Origin of the sequence: Streptomyces sp. SKN60, assembly GCF_026236535.1 — a bacterium.
GTDB lineage: Bacteria > Actinomycetota > Actinomycetes > Streptomycetales > Streptomycetaceae > Streptomyces.
Genome location: NZ_JAHTMW010000003.1, coordinates 94,975 through 115,417 on the forward strand (window position 1 = coordinate 94,975; position 20,443 = coordinate 115,417).

The 20,443-nt window shown below is 73.6% G+C and carries 18 protein-coding genes; 7 read left to right on the forward strand and 11 right to left on the reverse strand.

Translation table 11 applies throughout. The features are described from left to right. Positions 1-180 precede the first annotated feature (180 nt). The 3 genes from KV205_RS06375 (at position 181) to KV205_RS06385 (ending at position 2,805) form a co-directional block, all read left to right on the forward strand. Positions 181-1,557: a dipeptidase gene (locus KV205_RS06375; RefSeq protein ID WP_265862875.1), complete on the forward strand. Its 1,377-nt coding sequence runs from the start codon at positions 181-183 to the stop codon at positions 1,555-1,557. Positions 1,558-1,621: 64 nt separating this feature from the next. After that, positions 1,622-2,239: an HdeD family acid-resistance protein gene (locus KV205_RS06380; protein WP_265862876.1), complete on the forward strand. Its 618-nt coding sequence runs from the start codon at positions 1,622-1,624 to the stop codon at positions 2,237-2,239. A 143-nt stretch (positions 2,240-2,382) separates the two neighbouring features. Beyond that, a complete protein-coding gene (locus KV205_RS06385) occupies positions 2,383-2,805 on the forward strand; it encodes a DUF350 domain-containing protein (protein ID WP_265862878.1) in 423 nt (140 codons plus the stop codon). An 11-nt stretch (positions 2,806-2,816) separates the two neighbouring features. On the opposite strand, the gene KV205_RS06390 is transcribed toward KV205_RS06385, so the two are convergent. Continuing rightward, positions 2,817-3,290, reverse strand: a complete 474-nt coding sequence (locus KV205_RS06390; RefSeq protein WP_265862880.1) for a hypothetical protein — start codon at positions 3,288-3,290, stop codon at positions 2,817-2,819. Beyond that, complete coding sequence (locus KV205_RS06395; protein WP_265862881.1) at positions 3,287-4,723, reverse strand: WGR domain-containing protein; 1,437 nt, start codon at positions 4,721-4,723, stop codon at positions 3,287-3,289. The genes KV205_RS06390 and KV205_RS06395 overlap by 4 nt, the downstream gene beginning before the upstream one ends. 179 nt (positions 4,724-4,902) lie before the next feature. Here KV205_RS06395 and KV205_RS06400 point away from each other — a divergent pair, with 179 nt between their 5' ends. Together KV205_RS06400 and KV205_RS06405 are read left to right on the forward strand one after the other, a co-directional pair. Beyond that, on the forward strand, positions 4,903-5,940 hold the full coding sequence (locus KV205_RS06400) for an SPFH domain-containing protein (protein ID WP_265862882.1): 1,038 nt from the start codon (positions 4,903-4,905) through the stop codon (positions 5,938-5,940). A 23-nt stretch (positions 5,941-5,963) separates the two neighbouring features. Next, positions 5,964-6,935, forward strand: coding sequence for a M23 family metallopeptidase (locus tag KV205_RS06405; RefSeq protein WP_265862883.1), 972 nt, complete (start codon positions 5,964-5,966; stop codon positions 6,933-6,935). 3 nt (positions 6,936-6,938) lie between these two features. On the opposite strand, the gene KV205_RS06410 is transcribed toward KV205_RS06405, so the two are convergent. The 3 genes from KV205_RS06410 to KV205_RS06420 form a co-directional block, all read right to left on the reverse strand. Then, complete coding sequence (locus KV205_RS06410) at positions 6,939-7,649, reverse strand: ABC transporter ATP-binding protein (protein WP_265862884.1); 711 nt, start codon at positions 7,647-7,649, stop codon at positions 6,939-6,941. 46 nt (positions 7,650-7,695) lie between these two features. Further along, on the reverse strand, positions 7,696-9,177 hold the full coding sequence (locus tag KV205_RS06415; RefSeq protein WP_265862885.1) for an ABC transporter permease: 1,482 nt from the start codon (positions 9,175-9,177) through the stop codon (positions 7,696-7,698). Between the two features lie 82 nt (positions 9,178-9,259). Beyond that, the gene (locus KV205_RS06420; RefSeq protein ID WP_265862886.1) at positions 9,260-10,471 is read right to left on the reverse strand and encodes an ROK family transcriptional regulator; all 1,212 of its coding nucleotides are present in this window, start codon (positions 10,469-10,471) and stop codon (positions 9,260-9,262) included. Positions 10,472-10,560: 89 nt separating this feature from the next. Between KV205_RS06420 and KV205_RS06425 the strand changes: the two genes are divergently transcribed. Both KV205_RS06425 and KV205_RS06430 read left to right on the forward strand, forming a co-directional pair. Further along, positions 10,561-11,112 (forward strand): helix-turn-helix domain-containing protein, encoded by a 552-nt coding sequence (locus tag KV205_RS06425; protein ID WP_265862887.1) that lies wholly within the window; start codon positions 10,561-10,563, stop codon positions 11,110-11,112. A 6-nt stretch (positions 11,113-11,118) separates the two neighbouring features. Then, positions 11,119-12,057 (forward strand): ketopantoate reductase family protein, encoded by a 939-nt coding sequence (locus tag KV205_RS06430; RefSeq protein WP_265862888.1) that lies wholly within the window; start codon positions 11,119-11,121, stop codon positions 12,055-12,057. Here KV205_RS06430 and KV205_RS06435 read toward each other — a convergent pair. The 6 genes from KV205_RS06435 to KV205_RS06460 all read right to left on the reverse strand — a co-directional run bounded on the left by KV205_RS06435 (position 12,054) and on the right by KV205_RS06460 (position 20,420). Beyond that, positions 12,054-12,848, reverse strand: coding sequence for a maleylpyruvate isomerase family mycothiol-dependent enzyme (locus KV205_RS06435; RefSeq protein ID WP_265862889.1), 795 nt, complete (start codon positions 12,846-12,848; stop codon positions 12,054-12,056). The genes KV205_RS06430 and KV205_RS06435 overlap by 4 nt on opposite strands. A 97-nt stretch (positions 12,849-12,945) precedes the next feature. Beyond that, positions 12,946-15,993, reverse strand: coding sequence for a glycoside hydrolase family 38 C-terminal domain-containing protein (locus KV205_RS06440; RefSeq protein WP_265862890.1), 3,048 nt, complete (start codon positions 15,991-15,993; stop codon positions 12,946-12,948). Between the two features lie 60 nt (positions 15,994-16,053). Continuing rightward, the gene (locus tag KV205_RS06445; protein ID WP_265862891.1) at positions 16,054-17,325 is read right to left on the reverse strand and encodes a glycosyl hydrolase; all 1,272 of its coding nucleotides are present in this window, start codon (positions 17,323-17,325) and stop codon (positions 16,054-16,056) included. 54 nt (positions 17,326-17,379) lie between these two features. Next, on the reverse strand, positions 17,380-18,222 hold the full coding sequence (locus KV205_RS06450; protein ID WP_265862893.1) for a carbohydrate ABC transporter permease: 843 nt from the start codon (positions 18,220-18,222) through the stop codon (positions 17,380-17,382). Between the two features lie 4 nt (positions 18,223-18,226). Next, positions 18,227-19,099, reverse strand: a complete 873-nt coding sequence (locus KV205_RS06455; protein ID WP_265862895.1) for a carbohydrate ABC transporter permease — start codon at positions 19,097-19,099, stop codon at positions 18,227-18,229. A 13-nt stretch (positions 19,100-19,112) separates the two neighbouring features. Further along, positions 19,113-20,420, reverse strand: a complete 1,308-nt coding sequence (locus KV205_RS06460; protein WP_265862896.1) for a sugar ABC transporter substrate-binding protein — start codon at positions 20,418-20,420, stop codon at positions 19,113-19,115. Between the last annotated feature and the right edge of the window lie 23 nt (positions 20,421-20,443).

Consider the following 20,443-nt stretch of genomic DNA (forward strand, 5'->3'; position numbering starts at 1 on the left):
GGTGCGCGCGCCCTGCACTCTCGCCCTCCACTGTGCGCCGATCCGCCCCGTACCGCCGGTGGGCCGGATGCCCTACTCGTCCATACAGGTCATCTTTTGCCGTGTTCGCCCTCCGGTGCTTGAGTGAGAGCGCTGTGACGGCCCGTCGTCGGGCCGGCCCGACGAGAGTGGGGACGACGCATGAGCTCCGATGCCGCCGAGACCGAGGCGCTGCGCGCCAGGGTGCGGGCGCTGATGCCGCGGGCCAAGGAGGACCTGACGCGCCTGGTCGCGCTGCGTTCGGTCGCCGACCCCCGGCAGTTCCCGCCCGAGGAGTGCGCCGCGACGGCGGACTACCTGGTGCGGGCGTTCTCGGAGGCCGGGCTGCGCGACATGCGCCGGATGACCACCCCGGACGGCACGGACGCGGTGGTCGGGCACGCGCCCGGCCCGGAGGGCGCGCCGACGGTGCTGCTCTACTGCCACTACGACGTGCAGCCGCCGCTCGACGACGCCGCCTGGCGCACACCGCCGTTCGAGCTCACGGAGCGGGACGGACGCTGGTACGGGCGGGGCACCGCGGACTGCAAGGGCAACATCGCCATGCATCTGACGGCGCTGCGGGCGCTCGGCGGCGAGGACGGCAAGGGCTTCCCGGTCAACCTCAAGTTCGTGGCCGAGGGTTCGGAGGAGCAGGGCACGGGCGGCCTGGAACAGCTGGTGCCGCGACAGCCCGAACTCTTCGACGCGGACTGCCTGCTGGTGTGCGACACGGGCAACTTCGCGCTGGGTCTGCCGACGGCCACGACCTCGCTGCGCGGTCTCGCCAACGTGGTCGTGACCGTCACGACGCTCAAGGGCGAGATGCACTCGGGCATGTTCGGCGGCCCGGCCCCGGACGCGCTGGCCGCGCTCGTACGCATCCTCGACAGCCTGCGCGACGAGGCCGGCAACACCACGATCAAGGGCCTGCCGGCGGACGGGTCCTGGGACGGCGTCGCCTATCCGGCCGACCGGTTTCGGGCCGATGTGGGCGCCCTCGACGGGGTGTCGCTGCTCGGTTCGGGTGCGGTGGCCGACGAGCTGTGGGCGCGGCCCGCGGTGACGGTGCTCGGCATCGACTGCCCGCCGGTGGTGGGTTCCTCGGCGGCCGTGCAGGCGAAGGTACGGGCCCGGGTCAGCCTGCGCGTCCCGCCGGGCATGGACGCCGAACAGGCGCGGGCGGCGCTCACCGACCATCTGCTTGCCGCGGCGCCGTGGGGCGCGCGGGTGGAGGTGGAGCCGGAGAGCGCCGGGCAGCCGTTCCGGGCGCGCACCGACGGGCCCGCCTACCGGGCGCTGGCCACCGCCTTCCGCGCGGCGTACGGGAAGGAGATGGTCGAGTCGGGGCAGGGCGGTTCGATCCCGCTGTGCAACGTCCTGGCCTCGCAGTTCCCGGCGGCGGAGATCGCCCTGATCGGGGTGGAGGAACCCGGCTGCCTCATCCACGCGCCCAACGAGAGCGTGGATCCGGCCGAGATCGAGCACATGGCGCTCACGGAGGCGCTGTTCCTGGGCTCGTACGCGACCCCGCTCTGAGCGGGCGCGGGACGAAGCGCCAGGAAGCGCGAAGAAGCGGGCGGGAAGGAAAGGGAGTTCCGCCATGACACAGACACACGAAGAATCGCCGTACGGACGGTCGTCGCCGGAGGACGTGCCGCCCGGGCCGCTCGGCCTGCTGGCCGGCATGGCCTGGCAGGCGCTGCTGATCTCCGGCCTCGTCGCCCTCGTCGTCGGCGTGCTCGTCCTGGTGTGGCCGGGGCAGTCGCTGCGCGTCGCCGGTGTGCTGTTCGGTCTGTATCTGCTGATCAGCGGTGTGCTGCACCTGGTCGCCGCCTTCGGCACCCATCTGCGGACGGCGCTGCGGGTGATGGCCTTCATCAGCGGCGCCCTGTCGATCCTGCTCGGTCTGTTCTGCTTCCGGGGAGCGATGCAGTCGGTGCTGCTGCTCGCCCTGTGGATCGGGATCGGCTGGCTGTTCCACGGCATCACGCAGACTGTGGCGGCGGCGTCCGATCCGACGATGCCGGCCCGCGGCTGGCAGATCTTCCTGGGCGTCATCAGCGCGCTGGCCGGGGTGGTTCTGATCGTCTCGCCGCTGGACTCGGCGGAGGTCCTGATCCTGCTCGCCGGCATCTGGCTGGTCGCCGTCGGCGTGATCGAGATCGTGACGGCCTTCATGGTGCGGTCGCGGGCCAAGCTCCTTCCGCCGGGCCTCTAGAGACCTTCCGCAGGGCACGCGCCGGCCCCGGAATCCCTGAGGGAACAGGCCCACCCGGCCCCCGCCGGGTGGGCCTGCGCTACATTTTGCCGGTCCTTGACCGCGATCGTTCACGATCACTTCCCTCCGGAGCCCGGCTTTCCATGAGCGACATCGTCAACGGCCTCGGCCGGACCGCCGCCTACGGCGCCCTCGGCGTCGTCCTGCTGATCCTCGGCATCGTCCTGGTCGACATCCTGACCCCCGGCAAGCTCGGCCGGCAGATCTGGGAGGACCGCAACCGCAACGCGTCGATCCTGCTCAGCTCCGCACTGCTCGGCATAGGCGGCATCGTCTTCACCGCCATCTGGACCACCTACGACGACTTCGCCAAGGGCCTGGTCTCCACGGCCGTGTTCGGTCTGCTCGGGCTCGTCCTGATGGGCGTCGCCTTCCTCGTCGTCGACCTGGTCACCCCCGGCAAGCTCGGCGCGACCCTGGTCGACCCGGAGCCGCACCCGGCGGTGTGGGTGACGGCCTCCTGCAACCTCGCCGTGGCCGCGATCGTCTCGGCCTCGATCGCCTGACGCACCACTCCCTACGATCCCGGGTGCCGGTCCGCCGGCTCCACCTCCAGGTGGCGGTGGCGGCGCGGGCCCCGGTAGAGGAGGGCGTCCCAGCCGAGGCGGTCGAGGGCGGCCGCGCAGGCGGTCAGGGCCGCCTCCTCCCCCTGGGCCGCGCCGGATCCCGGCGGGCCCAGCCACTCCACGACGGCGGTGCCGGGGCGCTCGCCCGGCGTGACCCGGTAGCCGGTCGCCACGCGGGCGCCCGTCGCGTCGACCGCCGACGGCGGCTGCCTCGCCGCCTCCAGGGCCAGCGCCACCGCCCGTACGGGCTGGTGCAGCTCCCACGCGGCGGGCCGGGCAGCCGGGTCGCCGCCCCGGCGGTCGGTCATCCGCCGGATCTGCAGCAGCCCTTCGAACGCCGCCCGCACCTCGCGGGAGCGCTGCTCCGCGTCGGACTCCGGCAGCGGCGGCCCGTCCCCGGTGGCCGCGGCGAAGGCGCCGCTCACAGCAGCCGCCGGATGTCGCCGCGCACCCGGTAGAAGCCACCGGACGCGGAGTGCAGCGCGTCGACCACGTAACGGGCGCCGGGCTCGCGGATGGCGCGCGGGAACTGCACGTTCCACCCGCGGTCGTAGCCCTCGGTCAGCACCCGGACCCGGGTCCGGCCGCCCTCCTGGACGCACTCCACGACGATCGAGCCGGCCGGGGCGCTGCTCACCGCGTCGACGGCGGCGACCGTGGTGGCCGGCGCGTAGGTGGGCAGGGCGGCGGCGAGCTTCACGTCCTGGGCGACCGGGACGTCGCCCTCCTGGGCGGCGGCGATGGCCGCCTCGCTCGCGTCCACGCAGAGCAGCGAGCCGTCCGTGGTCACCAGATACAGCCGCTCGTCGCGGTACTGCATCGAGAGCGCCGAACCGCCGCCGGTGCCCAGCTTCCACAGCCGGGTGCCGTCCTCCGCGAAGCAGTAGACAGACGAGGCGCTGTCACCGGCGAAGACGAACCGCCCGCCGGGCGACGTGGCGCACGAATACACCACGCTGTCGCAGCTGTAGACCGCCTCCGTCCGGCCGTCCCGCTTCGCCAGACGGTGCACCTTGCGGCGGCCGGTGCCCGCGTACACCGAGGTGTCCTCCTGCCAGCCGAAGAGCACCCCGCCCTCCAGGGGCGTGTGCCACAGCTCGCGCCCGCCCTCGGGGGCGTGGGCCGCGACGCCGCGGCTGTCGCCGTAGTAGACCGCGTCACCGTCGGCGCGCACCATCCAGGCGTGCTCGCCGCGCCCGCCCTGCGCCCACTGGTACTCGTCCTCGTGGTCGATGACGGTCAGCCGGCCCGAGCGGTCGGCCACGTTGAGCACGCCCTCGTGGATGTCCAGCCAGAAGATGTCGACGTCGGCGGCGATGTCGTAGGCGGCGAAGGGCAGTTTGGACGACAGGTCGTAGACCCGGCCGTCGTCGCAGCCCGCGTAGATCCAGAAGTCGTCGGCGACCAGGCACTTCACGCCGTCGGGCAGGCTGTAGCGGGCCAGGACCTCGCCGGTGTGGCCGAGGGTGAAGACCTCGCCCGCCTGGTTGCCCACCCACAGGCGCTCGTCGTCGACATGGATGCCGAAGGCGGCGGAGCCGGTGCGGAAGCGCCACAGGACGGGCGCGACCGCGCGGGCCGTGGACGGCGCGGAGGACACGGCGCGGCGGGTCACCGAGCGCGGCGCCCGCTGCCCCTGCACGGCAGGCGCATACCCCTTGCGCACCTTCTCCCCTATCTTCTTCGCCGCGGCGGCCTGCGCCTTCTGGGGCGTGGCGAAGGTCGAGGTCTGCGTCTGGCCGGCCGCGCCGATCCGTCCGTAACGGACCGACACCACGGTGCCGTCGACCGTCACTTCATAGAACTTGTGCGCGCCGCCGCCGTCCTGCGACAGCTCCAGATAGGTCTTCGTCGTCATGCCCAGAACGCTACGGGCTGCCACTGACAACGCCCTCGACGAGCGGGACGACCGGGACCAAAGTCCGCCCGATTCAGGACTTTCGCCGCGGCATTCCGGACAGCGACCGCTGTGACGATGGTTTCTGAAGATCATCCGACACCTCGTCACCTCCCCGAGGAGGCGGCCGGAAGGGCCCCATGACCGAGCCACAGAAGCGGCCCCTGCCCGTGCGGGTGGTGCGCCGGCATCCGGACGGCATACCGATGAACGACCTGTTCCGGGGCGCCGCGAAACCGGCGGCCGTGCCCGCCGCCGTGCCCGCCCCCGTGCCCGAACCGACGCCGCTGCGGCCGCCGCCGGACGAACCCGACCTCGCCGAACGCGCCGGCGCCGCCCTCCCCGGATGGTGCGCCGTGCTCGTCGCGCTGACCTCACTCGGCGCGGCGGCCACGCTGCTGTGGCGGGCCCGGCCACCGCGCGCCGCGGCTCTGCTGCCCTGGGAGTGGGCGGCCCTGGCCGGCTGCGCCGTCGTCACCGTGCTCGCGCTCGGCGGGCTCACCCGCGGCCGCACCGGCACCGCCTGGGTGCTGGCGCTGTTCGGCCGCTACCGGGGCAGCGTACGGCGCACCGGCCTGGTCTGGATCAGCCCGTTCGTGCTGCGCCGCCGGGTCGACGTACGGCTGCGGCACTGGCGCAGCGAGCCGATCGCCGTCGTGGACGCGGAGGGCGCGGCGCTGCGGGTCGTGGTCCTGGTGGTGTGGTCGGTACGGGACACGGCGCGGGCCCTGCTCGCCGTGGACGACCATCTCGGCTATCTGCGCGAGCAGGTGGAGGCGGCGACCGCGCGGGTCCTCTCGCAGCTGCCCGCCGACGCCTTCCGCGGCGACGGGCCCACCCTGCGGGACGCGGAGGCGGTGGGCGCCCGGCTGACCCGGCTGCTCGCGGCGGAGTGCCGGCCGGTCGGGATCGCGGTGTTCTCGGCGCAGCCGACCCGGATCGAGTACGCGCCGGAGGTGGCCGCGGCGATGCACCGCCGGCAGGTCGCGGCGCTCGACGCCAAGCACCGGGACACCGTGCTGACCAGCGTGATCGATGCCGTGGACGACACGGTGACCCGGCTGACCACCCGGGGGCTCGTCGAGCTGGACGACTTCGAACGCCAGGCCCTGGTCAAGGACTTGACCGTGGCCTTCTACACGCGGCAGGGCGGCGGGCCCGAGCGGGGACAGGAGTGACAGGAGTGACAGAGGTGGCAGACGTGGCAGAACTGAGGAACGAGGCCGTGCGAACGGACCGGCGCGTGGCCGACGCCCTGGAGCTGCGCGCGCCCGGCTTCACCGACGAGCCGGCCGAGGACTGCGACTGCGCGGCCTGCGCGGCGGCCCGGGCCGCCGCCCGCGCGGGGCGCGGCGGTGGCCCGGCCGCCCTGCGCGGGGTGCGGTGCGCGGTGCTGGCGACGCTGGGCGCGGCGGTCCTCGCGGGCACCGGCGCGACTCCGGCCGCGGCCGAACCCGCTCCCTCCCACGCGGGTTGGGACGGCTCCCGGTACTGGTTCCGCAACGCCGCCGGCGAGTGGCGCTGGACCAGCCACCGGGACGTGTACGCCCAGCGCACCGGCGCCCAGCCGAAGACGCAGTCGGGCCGTCCCCACGGCGAGCCGGTCTTCCGGGGCCGTCAGGGCTGGGACGCCCGGGACCGCGTCTACTGGTTCAGGAGCGGCGGTCACTGGTACTGGACCAGCCACCGGGAGAAGTACGAGCTCCGGACCGGCGGCGGTTCCGGGACGGGAACGGGGACGGGGACGGGGACGGGGACCGCGGCGCCCCGTGGCTGGACGACGCCGGTCTCCTCGTACCGCTTCACCGCCTCCTACGGCGAGCGCGGCTCCTGGTCGAGGGGCTATCACACCGGCCAGGACTTCGCGGTGCCCACGGGCACGGCGGTGCGCGCGGTCGGTCCCGGCCGGGTGGTGCGCGCGGGCTACGGCCGGAGCTACGGCTACGAGGTGGTGATCCGGCACGCCGACGGCCGCTACACGCAGTACGCCCATCTCTCCCGTATCGAGGTGTCGGTGGGCGACAGCGTGTCGGCGGGACGGCGGATCGCCCGCTCCGGCGCCACGGGCCGGGTGACCGGTCCGCACCTCCACTTCGAGGTGCGGACCGGGGCGTCCTTCGGCTCGGACGTCGACCCGCTGACGTATCTGCGCGCCCACGGCGTACGCGTCTGAGGCCTATGCGGTCCGGGCTCGGACCGCCTCCGCCGCCCGGTGGTTCTCCTTGAGGGTGATCCGGCCCTTGCGGAGCGTCGCCAGGCGCGGGGCGCGGCGGGCGACGGCGCTGTCGTGGGTGACCATCACGAAGGTCAGCCCGTGTTCCTTCCAGAGCCCTTCGAGCAGGTCGACGATCTCGTCGCGCATCGACTCGTCGAGGTTGCCGGTCGGTTCGTCGGCGAGCAGCACTTTCGGCTGCTTCACCAGGGCCCGGGCGATGGCCACGCGCTGCTGCTGGCCGCCGGACAGTTCGGAGGGCAGGTGCCCGGCGCGCTCGCCGAGGCCGACGGAGTCCAGGGCCTCGGCGGCGCGCCGGCGGCGTTCGGCGGTGCGGACGCCGAGCGGGACGAGCGCGGTCTCCACGTTCTCCTGCGCGGTGAGCGTGGGGATCAGGTTGAAGCTCTGGAAGACGAAGCCGATGAGCCGGCTGCGCAGGTCGGTGAGCCGGCGCTCGGAGACCGTCGCCAGGTCGGTGCCGTCGAGCAGGACGCTGCCCGAGGTGGGGCGGTCGAGGCCGCCGAGCATCTGGAGGAGGGTGGACTTGCCGCCGCCGGTGGGGCCCTGGATGACGAGGCGGTCGCCCTCCCGGACGGTCAGGTCGACGCCGGCGAGGGCGTCCACCCTCTCCTGGCCGCGCCGGTACTGCTTGGTGACGCCGGTGAGTTCGTACATGGTGTTCTCCTGTGCGCGGTACGGGGGTGGGGGCGCGGGGCGCGGACTACTCGACGCGGCGCAGCGCGTCCGCCGGACGGAGGCGGGCGGCGCGCCAGGCGCCGAAGCCGCCCGCGACGAGCCCGCCGCCGAGGGCGAGCAGCACGGCGAGGCCGACGGTGGTCAGGCTGACCGGGGCGGTCAGGGCGATGTCGAGGGACCGTCCGGCGCCGCCGGCGGCCGCACCGGGTCCGCCGCCCATGAGCATCCGGCCGCCGCCGGGTCCGCCGAGGCCGCCGCCGCCCGTGCCGCCGCCGAGCTGGGCGGTGAGGGTGGGGCTGACGGTCGTGACGAGCCAGGCGCCGCCGAGGCCGACGGCGATGCCGAGGGCGCCGCCGATGAGGCCGTTGACCAGGGCCTCGCCGACGACCTGCCGGGTGACCCGGCCGCTCTTCCAGCCGAGCGCCTTGAGGGTGCCGAACTCGCGGACCCGGCGGCTGACGGCCGCGGAGGTGAGCAGTCCGGCGACCAGGACGGCGGCGACGAGCACCGCGTAGGAGAGCCAGCGGCCGACGGTCGTGGCGAGGCCGGCGGCGGTGTCGAGGGAGCCGGAGACGGTCTGCGCGAGGTCGGCGGAGGTGGTGACGGTGGTGCCGGTGACGTTCTTCTGGATGGCGGTCTTGACCGCGTCGATCTCCTTGGAGTCGGTGGCCTGGACGTAGACGGTGGTGATCTTGCCCTTGGCGTCGGCGAGGGTCTGGGCGCGCTGGAGCGGCAGATAGACCTGGGCGGCGGCCTGGCCGCTGTCGGCCGTCGCGATGCCGATGACAGTGAGCTTCACGCCCTTGACGGTGAGGGTCTTGCCGACGGTGAGGCCCTCTTTTTGGGCGTAGGCGCTGTCGAGGACGGCGACGGCGGCGTCCGTCTCGGTGGTCTTGAAGCCGCGGCCCGAGGTGACGGTGGAGGTGGTGAGGGGGCCGAGGTCGGGGGTGGTGACGTCGGTGCCGTAGAGGGTGAAGGAGTTGACGTCGAAGGCGGCGCCGCCGCCGACCACGGTGTCGCCGGAGCCGGAACCGCCCGCGCCGCCGGGGCCGACGCCCTCGGTCTTCTGGCCGCCCTGGCCGCGCTGGATGGCGCCGCGCTTGAACTCGCCGTTGATCTTCAGGTCGACCAGGCTCAGGCCGCCGACCGCCTTGGCCACGCCGTCCTGCTTCGCGACGGTGCCGACCGTGGTGTCCGGCAGCGTCTGGAACCCCTGCACCATCAGCCGGTCGCTGCTCTGCTCCTCCCCCTCGTCCCGCCCCTGGAACTCGAACCGCGGCCGCTGCGCCTGCCCGCCCGCCTCGGGCTGCTCCTGCGCCTTGGTGACCGTGAGGTCCGTGCCGAGGCCGTAGAGCGATTCCAGGACCTTGCCCTGGGCCTGCTTCATGCCGGAGGACACGGAGTTGACGACGATGACCAGCGCGATGCCCAGCGCGAGCCCGGAGGCGACGACGAGCGCCGCCTTTCTGCGGCGGCGCAGTTCGCGCCGGAGGTAGGTGAAGAACATGGGCGCGAAGCTAGGGGCGCCTGGTGATGGCGGGATAAGGCCCGCGTGAGAGCGGGATGAGAGTCTGCGCCGGGACGGCCGTTCAGCCGTCGTACGCCAGGGGGTCGGCCAGGATGTCCTGGATGACGAGGGCGGCGGCGCCGCGGGCGGCGTCGGCGGTGGTGGTGGCGGCGCGGAGGCGGCCCTTGGCGGGGGTCCAGAGGCCGGAGACGACGCGGCGGGCGAGTTCGGCCTCGGCGGCGGGGGCCAGCCAGGGCATCAGGCGCGGGTAGATGCCGCCGAGGACGACGGCCTGCGGGTCGAGGAGGTTGACGGCGCCGGAGACGGCGACGCCGAGCATCCGGCCGGCCTCCTCCAGGGCGGCGAGGGCGCGGGGTTCGGCGTCCTCGGCGCGCCGTACCAGGGTGTCGACGCCGCGGACCCCGGCGGCGCGCAGCAGGGCCGCCTGGCCGGCGTACCGCTCCAGGCAGCCGTGCGAGCCGCAGCGGCAGCGCGGGCCGTCGGGCAGCACGGTGAGGTGGCCGATCTCGCCGGCGAAGCCGTGGGCGCCGCGCAGTAGTTCGCCGTCGAGGACGATCGCGCCGCCGACCCCGATCTCGCCGGTGACGTGCAGGAAGGTGCGTACGGCCCCGAGGTCGCCGAACCACAGCTCGGCGAGGGCCGCGACATTGGCCTCGTTGTCGGAGGCGACCGGCAGCACGGGGGCGCCGGGCGGGCGGGCGGCGGCGAGGGCGCGGGTGAACAGGGCGTCCGCGTCGACCCGGTTCCAGCCGAGGTTGGGGGCCTGTTGGACGGTGCCGCCGGAGACCAGGCCGGGCAGGGCGAGCCGGACGCCGGTGGGCCGCAGGTCCCGGGCGGCGGCCTCGGCGAGCACGTCGGCGGCGACGCCGGCGGCCCGGCGCAGCACCTCGACGGGGGCGAGGGCACGGTTGTCGAGCGGGACGGTGCGGCGGACCCGGCCGGCGCCGCCGAGGTCGGCGACGCAGACGCTGACGTAGTCGACGTTGAGCTCGACGCCGAGCCCGGCGGGGCCGGTGGCGGCCGGTTTGAGGACGGTGCCGGGGCGGCCGGCCTGGCCGCTGAAGGTCTTGCCGGACTCGACGAGCAGGCCGCGTTCCAGGAGCTGTTCGACGAGCGAGGACACCGCGGCGCGGGTGAGGCCGACCCGGGCGGCGACGGCCGCGCGCGTGGTCTCGCCGCTCTCGTGCACGGTGCGCAGCACGAGGCTGAGGTTGTGCCGGCGTACGCCCGCCTTGTCGGCCTTGGGCTCCGGTGTGTCCTTGCGCCTGTTCATCGTGCGCAGAGCCTAACCGGCGGGCGGTGGAACGGCCCGGCCCGCGCACTTCAGTTCGGTGACCGAACTCTTTGGGCTAGGGTGTGAGCATGACACTTCCGCGTGACTACCGCGGGCAGAGCTGCGCCCTGTCCCGCGCCATGGAGGTCGTGGGCGAGCGCTGGACGCTGCTGATCCTGCGCGACGCGTTCCTCGGTGTGCGCCGTTTCGGCGAGTTCGCCGCGCACCTCGCGGTGCCGCGGGCCGTGCTCACCGACCGGCTCGCCACGCTCACCGCGGCCGGGGTGCTCCAGCGGCGGCCCGACGGCGGCCGGCGCGAGGTGTACGTGCTCACCGACAAGGGCCGCGCGCTGTGGCCGGCGGTGCGCGCCCTGAGCGACTGGGGCGACCGTTTCTACCCGTCCCAGGGCGGTGGTCCGCGCCGCGTCTATCTGCATGCCGGCGACGACACGCGCGTCGGCGAGGACGGGTGCTGTACGGGCTGCGGCGCCGAGGTGCCGGTCGGCGACCTGGTCGTCGCCCCGGGCCCGGGCGCCGCGCCGGCCGGGCCGGACGCCGATCCGGTGACGGCGGCGCTGGCCCGCCCGCACCGGCTGCTGACCCCGCTCCTCCCTCGTACCTCCGTATCCAAGAGAGGCTGAACCACCATGAAGATTCTGGTCGTCGGCGCCGGTGCCACCGGTGGCTGTTTCGGGGCGATGCTCGCCCGGGCCGGACAGGACGTCACCTTCCTGGTGCGGCCCGCGCGGGCCGCGGCGCTGCGCGAGCGGGGCCTGCGGGTGGTGGGGCGGGAGGAGGAGTGGCGGATCGACCCGGTCCTCGTCACCGCCGACGAGCTGGCGGCCGCGCCCGTCGCGTACGACCTGGTGCTGCTCTCGGTGAAGGCCGCCGGGCTGGCACGCGCGGCGGAGGATCTCGGGCCGGCCGTCGGCCCGGACACGGTGATCGTGCCGCAGCTCAACGGGCTGGCCCATCTGGAGGCCCTGAACGAGCGGTTCGGGGCGGACCGGGTGCTGGGCGCGGTGACGAAGATGGTCACCACGCTGGACCAGGACACCGGCGACATCCTGCGGCTCGCGCCGCTCGCGCAGCTGCTCCTCGGTGAACAGGACGGCACGGTGACGCCCCGGGTGGAGGCGGTCCGCGCGGTGCTGGCCGGCGCGGGCATCGACGCGCGGGTGCCGGAGAACGCGGTGACGGCGATGTGGCACAAGTGGGTCTTCATCACCACGATCGGTGCGCTGACCAGCCTGATGCGCGGCACGGTCGGCGAGATCAACGCGGTGCCGGGCGGTACGGAACTGGCGACGGCGCTCCTGGACGAGGCGTGCGCGGTGGCGGCGGCCGCCGGGCATCCGGTGCCGGACGCGGAGCGGCAGGAGAACCTGGACGTGGTGACGGCGACGGGCTCGCCGCTGGTGCCCTCGCTCTACCGGGACCTGGCCTCCGGCGCGCCCACCGAGGTGGAGCACCTCTTCGGCGACCTGGTGGCCCGGGCCCGCCGGCTCGGCGTGCCGACGCCGCTGATGGACCTGGCGACGCTGAACCTGCGGGTGCACCAGGCGCGCGTGGAGAAGACGTCCTAGGGTGCCACGAAGAGGCTCGGGAAGCGGGGGCCGAGCCAGGGCTTGCGGCCCCAGGCGAGGGCGCGGCCGGTGGCCATCACGGGGCGGGGGTCGATGCGGCCGAGGGCCATCAGGAGGAAGGCGACCGGTTCGGTGAGGACCGTGCAGTCGGGGCGGGCGGCGGTGTCGGGGCCGGTGGTCACCCGGCCGTCGGCGACGGCCACGCCGAACCGGGCGCCGCCCCAGAGGCGTACCCGGTAGCGGGCGGTGAGTCCGGCGACGGCGTCCGGGGCGGTGACCCGGGGCATCGCGGCGAGCATGAAGGGGAGGGTCAGCTCGACCCGGGTGCGGTCCACCATGTGCGGGCGGCCGAGGGCGCGGGCCAGGTCGTAGCCGTGGCCGAGCATGTGGGTGAGCAGGTAGGAGCCGAGGGTCGGGCGGTCGAGCGGGCCGAGCGGGGTGTCGAGGAGTTCGGCGGGGTCGCCCTGTTCGACGGCGTCGAGGAAGGCGAGCGCCTGGTCGTGGACGAGGTCGGCGAGGGGGCCGGCGGCGCGCTCCGGGAAGGCGGCGAGGGCTTCTTCGTTGGCGGCGGCGAGGCTCTGCGGTGTGCCGTCGCCGTACGGGCGGGGGCGGCCGGCCGCGAGGTCGGCCATCAGCTCGTTGGCCTGGGCGAGGTGGGCGGCGGCCTCGCCGATGCTCCAGGTGGAGCGGGGCACGGGTGCGGAGGTGTCGGGGGCGGCCCGTATCACCTCGGCGATGTCCCGCGCGGTGTCGCGTATCGCCTCCGCGAGCCCGTCCGGCAGCACGGTCATCTCCCCGCCCCCTTGTCCTACTCACCAGTAGGGCAAGAGTAGGGGCGCCTCCGGCCGCTGCCCAGGGCCGGGGGCGCCCGTCTCGGTCACGATCGGCTCACGCCCTGGCGAGCCGGAGGGTGAGCAGCTGGAAGGGGCGCAGGCTGATCAGGACGTCGTCGCCGTCGGTCTCCGCCTCGCCCTCCCCGCCGGGCCAAGGGCGTTCGAGCAGGTCGCAGGCCCGGGCGCCGGCGAGCGGGAACCCGGTGGTGAGGCGGGTGCGGGCGCGGGCGCCGCGCGACTCGTAGACGCGGACCACGACATCGCCGCTGCCGTCGTCGGCCAGCTTGACCGCGCTGACGACCACGGCCTCGTCGGCCACGCTCACCAGCGGAGCCACCTCGGCCGGCACGCCGCCCCGCACCTGCCGCTCGGGCTGGTTGATCCGGTGGCCTTCGCGGACGGCGTCGCCGATCCGCGCGCCGGGCACGAGGGCGTGCCGGAAGCGGTGCACGCCCTGGTCGGTGTGGGGGTCGGGGAAGCGGGGTGCGCGCAGCAGGGAGGCGCGGACCGTGGTGGTCGTGCCGCGATCCTCCGGCCGGACGGCACGGGTGACGTCGTGTCCGTAGGTGGAGGCGGTGACGAGGGCGACGCCCCAGCCCGGCTCCTCGAAGTGCACGAAGCGGTGGTTGCAGGCCTCGAACTTGGCCGCCTCCCAACTGGTGTTGGTGTGGGTGGGCCGGTGGAGGTGCCCGAACTGGGTCTCGGCGGCGTAGCGGTCGGTGTGCACGTCGAGCGGGAAGGCCGCCTTGAGGAACTTCTCCGTCTCGTGCCAGTCGACCTCGGTGTCGAGGTCGAGGCGCTTCTCTCCCGCCCGGAGGGTGAGCGTCTGGACGGCGGTGGAGGAGCCGAAGGAGCGGGTGACGCGGACGGCCACGGCGCCCGACGCGTCCTCGGCCAGGGCGAGTCCGTCGACGTCCGTCAGGTCGGTGACGGTGTTGCGGTAGAAGCGGTCGACGTCCCAGGCGTCCCACATGTTGGGGAAGTCGGGGTGGAGCTGGAGCAGGTTGGCGGCGGCGCCGGGGGCGACGGTCTCGCGTCCGGTGTCGAGGTCGACGAGCGAGACGACGAGACCGCGGGCGTCGACGGTGACGCGGAGCAGCCCGTTGTCGAGGACGAAGCCGCCGTCGGCGTGCGGCGCGGCGGTGCAGCGGCCGGGTGCGGCGGGCAGGGCCGAGAGGGGCCGGGCGCCGCCCGCCGGGATGCCGCCGCGCGGGTGCGGGGCGGAGTTGAAGACGACCTCCGCGTCCCCCTCCCCCGCCAGGGCGCGCTGGGCGCGGTCGACGATCGCGGTGAGCTCCTCGGCGACGCGGGCGTACGTGGCCTCCGCCTCGCGGTGCACCCAGGCGATGGAAGAGCCGGGCAGGATGTCGTGGAACTGGTGGAGCAGGACCGTCTTCCAGATGCGGTCCAACTCCGCGTACGGATACGGCAATCCGGTCCGTACGGCGGCGGTGGCGGCCCACAGCTCGGCCTCGCGCAGCAGGTTCTCGCTCGCCCGGTTGCCCTGCTTCGTACGGGCCTGGCTGGTGAGCGTGGCGCGGTGCAGTTCGAGGTACAACTCTCCTACCCACACCGGTGGTTCGGGGTACTCCGCCTGGGCCTTGGCGAAGAACTCGGCGGGCCGCTCCCAGCGTACGGTCGCGGAGCCCTCCAGATCGCGCATCCGGGCCGCCTTGGCGATCATCTCGCGGGTCGTGCCGCCGCCTCCGTCGCCCCAGCCGGTGGGGGCGAGGGAGTGCCGGGCGCGGCCCTTGTCCTTGAAGTTGCGGACGGCGTGGGCGATCTCCTTGCCCTGCATGGAGCAGTTGTAGGTGTCGATGGGCGGGAAGTGGGTGAAGATCCGGGTGCCGTCGATGCCCTCCCACCAGAAGGTGTGGTGCGGGAAGGAGTTGACCTGACTCCAGGAGATCTTCTGGGTGAGCAGCCACTTCGAGCCGGCCTGCCGGATGATCTGCGGGAGTCCGCCGGCGAAGCCGAAGGTGTCGGGGAGCCAGGCCTCGTGGTTCTCGACGCCGAACTCGTCGAGGAAGAAGCGCTTGCCGTGCACGAACTGACGGGCCATCGCCTCCGAGGAGGGCATGTTGGTGTCGGACTCGACCCACATGCCGCCGGCCGGGACGAAGCGGCCCTCGGCGACGGCCTTCTTCACCCGGGCGTACACCTCGGGCCGGTGCTCCTTGATCCAGGCGTACTGCTGGGCCTGGGACATGGTGTAGACGAAGTCGGGCTGGTCCTCCAGGAGCGCGGTCATGTTGGCGGTGGTACGGGCCACCTTCCGGACCGTCTCGCGCAGCGGCCAGAGCCAGGCGGAGTCGATGTGGGCGTGCCCGACGGCGCTGATGCGGTGGGCGGAGGGCTCGGCGGGCGAGGCGAGGACGCCGGCCAGTTCGGCGCGGGCCGCGGCGGCGGTGCCGCCCACGTCCTGGAGGTCGAGGGCGTCCAGGGCGCGTTCGACGGCGCGCAGGACGTCCCAGCGGCGGGCGCCCTCGACGGGCAGCTCGGCCATCAGCTCGCCGAGCACCTCCAGGTCGATGACGAGTTCCCAGACGGTCTCGTCGAAGACGGCGAGATCGAGCCGGGCGAGCCGGTACTGCGGCCGGTCGCCGGCCGTCTCCTTCTCGCCGAGCTCGGTGGGCAGGAAGGGGTGGTAGTCGAGGATAACCGGGTTGGCCGCGGCCTCGACGTGCAGCAGCACCTCCTCGCCGCCGGCCGCCGGAGCGGCGATCCGCACCCACTGGTTGCGCGGGTGGAGGCCCTTCACCGGGCTGCCGTCCGGGCGGTAGACCAGGCCTTCGCACTGGAAGCCGGGCATGTTGGCGTCGAAGCCGAGGTCGATCAGCGCCTCGACGGTCCGGCCGGCCCACTCCTCGGGGACGGTGCCGGTCACGGTGAGCCAACTGGTGGACCAGGGCGCGCCCCACACCTCGCCGGCGGCGATGGGGGTACGGGGCGCGGCGAGGCCCTCGGCGACCGGGACGGGTTCGCCGGGGGCGGTCCAGATGCCCGCGGTGAGGGGCACGGAGACGGGGTGGACGGCGGGGCGGATGCGTTCTTCGAGGACCCGCTTGAGCCGGGACTCGACGAGGCTGCGGTCGTCATGCATGCGGAGCGCTCCAAGGGCAGGGGCGGGGGTACGAATCCGGGTCGGGGTTACGAGGCGGGGTCAGCGGCGCCGGGCGCCGCCGAGGTCGTCCGGCGTGACCAGCTCGGTGATGCCGCGGGCGGCCAGGTGCGCGGGGTCGGCGGCGCGGGCCGCGAGGACGACGGCCGGGCGGGCCCCGTCCGCGGCGAGCCGCATGAACGCCTCGTAGTGCGCGCCGCCGGGGCCGCAGGACGAGCGCGCGGTGACCTCCTCCGGGAGGTCGACGACGAGCGCGGTGCTCCTCGGCGCGGGCCTGACCCCTGCCGTACGGGCCGCGGCGACGGCGTCCGCGAGAGCCCGGCCGGCCGGCTTGACCTTCCGGTCGTTGGTCAACAGGCCCAGGCTGTATTCCAGTTCGGGGAAGTCGGCGAGCGCGCGGTCGACGTCGTGGGAGCACCACCACGTGATACCCCACAGATCGGGGCAGTCGAGCGCGGCGGCGACGGTCGTCCGGGTGAATTCGGCCGCCCGGTCGGCGGGGATGTGCGGGGCGGGCGCGCCGACCTCCTGGAGCCAGACCGGGCGGTGCGGGTCGTCGGCCCAGGCCTTGGAGAGTTCGACGAGGTAGGCGGCGTGCCGGCCGACGGCGACGGAGTCGGGGCCGTAGCGCTGGGCGGTGCCGTTGAACACCCAGGAGTGGACGGCGGTGGCCGCGCCGATGCGGGCGGCGTGACCGGGGGTGAAGGGGTGGTCGTCGAGGTACCAGGCGGCGTCGTAGGCGGCGTGCAGATGGAACCGGCCGGGCGCGCCGTCCTCGCAGGCGGCGAGCATGCGGCGCAGCCAGTGCGCGGCCTGGTCGGGGGTGATCCGGTCGGGGTCGGGGTGGGGGGCGCCGGAGAACTGGTCGATCTCGTTGCCGAGGGTCATGCCGAGGAAGTTCGGCCGGTCGGCGAGGGCGGCGGCGAGGGTGCGCAGATAGGCGGCCTGGCCGTCGAGGACGTCCGGGTCGGTGAAGAGGTTGCGCCGGTGCCAGGTCTGGGTCCAGGCGGGCAGGAAGTCGAAGCTGGACAGATGGCCCTGGAGGCCGTCGACGGCGACGTCGAGGCCGCGTTCGGCGGCGGCGTCGACGAGCGCGGCGAGCTGCTCGACGGCGCGCGGCCGGATCAGGGTGCGATTGGGCTGGAAGAGCGGCCACAGCGGGAAGACCCGGACGTGGTCGAGGCCGAGGGTGGCGATCGAGTCCAGGTCGGCGCGTACGGCGTCGAGGTCGAAGTCGAGCCAGTGGTGGAACCAGCCCTCGCTGGGCGTGTAGTTGACGCCGAAACGCGGGGCGGCGGAAGGAGGGTGCGTCATGTGCGGTGCGGTGTCCTTCGTGAGACGGGCAGCGGTCAGGTCGGTCAGCCCCGGTCAGCCCTTGAGCGCTCCCTCCTCGACCCCCTTGAAGAAGAAGCGCTGGAGCGCCGCGAACACGGCCACGATCGGCAGGAAGGCGATCATGGTGCCGGCGGCGATCAGCCGGGGGTTGGCGGTGAAGGTGCCGTCGAGGTACTGCAGGCCGACCGTGAGGGTGTAGCGGCCGGGGTCGTTGAGCACGATGAGCGGCCACAGGAAGTCGTCCCAGGCGCCGATGAAGGTGAAGATCACCACGACGCTCAGCATGCCCCGTACGTTCGGCAGACTCACGTGCACGAGGCGCTGCCAGGCGTTGGCGCCGTCCACGAGCGCGGCGGAGTCGAGCTCGGGCGGCACGGACCGGAAGGCCGTGTACATGAGGAGCACGTTGAGCATGGCGATGGCGCCGGGCAGGGCGACCCCGAGGAGGGTGTCGGTGAGGCCGAGGCTGCGCACGGTCACGTACTGGGAGACGAGGGTGACCTCGCCGGGCAGTACGAGGGTGGCGAGGAAGAGGCCGAGCGCGAGCCGGGCGCCGCGGAAGCGAAGGCGAGCGAGCGCGTAGCCGGCCAGGGTGGCGCCGACGGCGTTCCCGAGGACCGCGATGCCGGCCACGACCAGGGAGTTGGCGGCGTAGGTCCACACCGGGATCGTGTCGGCGACCTTGGCGTAGTTGGCGAGGGTCGGGGCGTCGGGCAGGAAGCCCGGAGTGCGGGAGTAGACGTCCTCGGCGGGGCCCTTGAGCGAGGTGGACAGCTGCCACAGGAAGGGCCCGATGGTGAGCAGCAGGACGCCGAGCAGGAGCAGATAGCGGACCGCCTTCTCGGCGGTGGACGGGGCGCGGCCCGGGGCTGCCATGCCGTCAGGCCCCCTTCCGGTCGAGCCGGGCGAGCACGAGCATCGGCCCGACGGTGAGGACGAAGAGCAGGATGCTGAGGGCGGAGGCGTAGCCGATGTGGCCGGTGAAGCCCCGGCTGTACATCTGGATGAGCATGACCACGGACATGTCGCGCCCGCCGGGTCCGCCGGTGCCGTGGGAGAGCACGTACAGCTCGGAGAAGATCCGCAGGGCGGAGACCGAGATGAGCACGGAGACGAGGAGCATGGCGGGGCGGACGCCGGGCAGGGTGACGTGCCAGAAGCGGCGGACGGCGGAGGCGCCGTCCACGGCGGCGGCCTCGTGGAGCTCGCGCCCGACGTTCCCGAGCGCGGACAGATAGATGACCATGTAGTAGCCGAGGCCCTTCCACACGGTGAGCGCGATGGCGCTGAACAGCAGCAGCCAGCGGTCGGTGAGGAAGGAGACGGGCCGGTCGGCGAGGCCCAGCTGGTGGAGCATGCCGTTGAGCAGGCCCCGGTCGTCGAGCACCCAGCCCCAGATGATGCCGACGACGACGGCGGAGGCGACCACGGGGCTGTAGAACGCGGTGCGGAAGAAGGTGATGCCGGGCAGCTTCTTCTCCACGAGGAGGGCGAGCAGCAGCGGAAGCAGGGTGAGCAGGGGCAGACACACCAAGAGGTAGACGACGCTGTTCACCAGGGCGTCGGTCAGCTGGGCGTCGTCCAGGGCGCGCCGGTAGTTCGCCAGGCCGGTGAAGTGTCCTCCGCCGAGCGGTTTGGCGTTGGTGAAGGACAGGATCACGGTGTTGACGGCGGGCCACAGGTTGAAGACGGCGAGCCAGAGCAGCGCAGGGCCGGCGAGCAGCCAGGGGGTGAACCAGCGTCGGTGGGTCATGTCGGGCGCCGCCTCAGTCCTTGATGAGCTGGTCGGCGCGGGCGGCCGCCGTGTCGAGGGCTTCCTTCGATCCGGCCTGGCCGCTGATGGCGAGTGCGATCTGCTGGTTGATCAGGGTCTTGACGGCGTCGTTGGCCTGGACGGGTTCGAGGACCTTGGCGGCGGCGAGGGAACGGAAGGCGGTGACCTTGGCGTCGCCGGCGTTGCTGCCGTCGCTCTCGGCGAAGTACGGGTCGGCGGCAGAGGCGGTGGTGGAGGGGAAGATGCTGGTCTCGTGGGCGAAGGCGGCCTGGTTCTCGGCGTTGGTCACCCAGCGGGCGAGGGCCAGGGCGGCGGCCGGGTTCTTGGTGTTCCTCGGGATGGACAGGCCCTGCACGTAGAGCGGCGGGGTGCCCATGGCCGGCGAGGAGACCACCTTGGGGGCGAGGGTCGGGTTGTCGGTGGCGAGGCTGGTGATGTAGTTGGCGCCGGCGGTGGTCCAGGCGGCGGTGCCGGAGGCGAAGAGCTTGGTGTTGCCCGCGTAGGTCTCGGTGAGCACGTCCTTCGGCAGCAGGCCCTCCTGGTAGGCGGCCCGGTAGGTGTCGAGGACGGCGGCGGCCTCGGGGGTGTTGAAGGTGAAGCGGGTGCCCTCCGCGTTCATGATCGGCACGCCGGCGTTGGCGAGGTCGATGAGGTTGGGCTTGCGGCTCATCAGATAGGTCTGTCCGCCGGACTTCGCCTTGACCGTACGGGCGGCCTTGACGAGCTCGTCGAGGGAGGCCGGCGGCTTCTTCGGGTCGAGGCCGTACTTCGTGAACAGCTCGCCGTTCCAGTAGTTGACGTCGGTGTTGAGGTACCAGGGGTAGCCGTAGGTGCCGTCGTGGCCGGGGAAGCGGTAGGCGTCGAGGCCGCCCTTGACGTAGTCCTTCGCGGAGGCCGCGTCGGCCTTGCCGATGTCGAGCAGCAGGTTCTGCCTGACGAGGGGGAGGGCGAAGTCCGGGGGGAGGTTGACGACGTCGGGCAGGGTGCCGCCGGCGGACTGGCTGAGCACCTTCTCCGAGTAGCCCTCGCCGGGCTGGTCGAGCCACTCGACCGTGGTGCCCGGGTACTTCTTCTCGAAGCCGTCGATCACCTTCTCCATGTAGGCGGTGAACTTCGGCTTGAGGGCCCAGGTCTGCAGCGAGACCTTGCCCTTGACCTCGCCGCCGGTGTCGGCCGGGCCGGGGGCCCCGGAGTCCTCGGTGCCGCCGAGGCCGCAGCCGGCGAGGGTCATGGCGGCGAGGGCGGTGGCGGCGGCCGTGGCGGTCCAGCGGGCCAGGGGGCTTCTCCGGATGTGTCGCACGAGGGTGTCTCCTTGCTCGGACG

Coding starts and splice junctions, on each gene's coding strand:
- KV205_RS06440 (WP_265862890.1), bottom strand. CDS start 15,993: ATGCATGACGACCGCAGCCTCGTCGAGTCCCGGCTCAAGCGGGTCCTC.
- KV205_RS06420 (WP_265862886.1), bottom strand. CDS start 10,471: ATGAACAGGCGCAAGGACACACCGGAGCCCAAGGCCGACAAGGCGGGC.
- KV205_RS06385 (WP_265862878.1), top strand. CDS start 2,383: ATGAGCGACATCGTCAACGGCCTCGGCCGGACCGCCGCCTACGGCGCC.
- KV205_RS06430 (WP_265862888.1), top strand. CDS start 11,119: ATGAAGATTCTGGTCGTCGGCGCCGGTGCCACCGGTGGCTGTTTCGGG.
- KV205_RS06445 (WP_265862891.1), bottom strand. CDS start 17,325: ATGACGCACCCTCCTTCCGCCGCCCCGCGTTTCGGCGTCAACTACACG.
- KV205_RS06400 (WP_265862882.1), top strand. CDS start 4,903: ATGACCGAGCCACAGAAGCGGCCCCTGCCCGTGCGGGTGGTGCGCCGG.
- KV205_RS06415 (WP_265862885.1), bottom strand. CDS start 9,177: ATGTTCTTCACCTACCTCCGGCGCGAACTGCGCCGCCGCAGAAAGGCG.
- KV205_RS06375 (WP_265862875.1), top strand. CDS start 181: ATGAGCTCCGATGCCGCCGAGACCGAGGCGCTGCGCGCCAGGGTGCGG.
- KV205_RS06455 (WP_265862895.1), bottom strand. CDS start 19,099: ATGACCCACCGACGCTGGTTCACCCCCTGGCTGCTCGCCGGCCCTGCG.
- KV205_RS06410 (WP_265862884.1), bottom strand. CDS start 7,649: ATGTACGAACTCACCGGCGTCACCAAGCAGTACCGGCGCGGCCAGGAG.
- KV205_RS06380 (WP_265862876.1), top strand. CDS start 1,622: ATGACACAGACACACGAAGAATCGCCGTACGGACGGTCGTCGCCGGAG.
- KV205_RS06395 (WP_265862881.1), bottom strand. CDS start 4,723: ATGACGACGAAGACCTATCTGGAGCTGTCGCAGGACGGCGGCGGCGCG.
- KV205_RS06425 (WP_265862887.1), top strand. CDS start 10,561: ATGACACTTCCGCGTGACTACCGCGGGCAGAGCTGCGCCCTGTCCCGC.
- KV205_RS06435 (WP_265862889.1), bottom strand. CDS start 12,848: ATGACCGTGCTGCCGGACGGGCTCGCGGAGGCGATACGCGACACCGCG.
- KV205_RS06450 (WP_265862893.1), bottom strand. CDS start 18,222: ATGGCAGCCCCGGGCCGCGCCCCGTCCACCGCCGAGAAGGCGGTCCGC.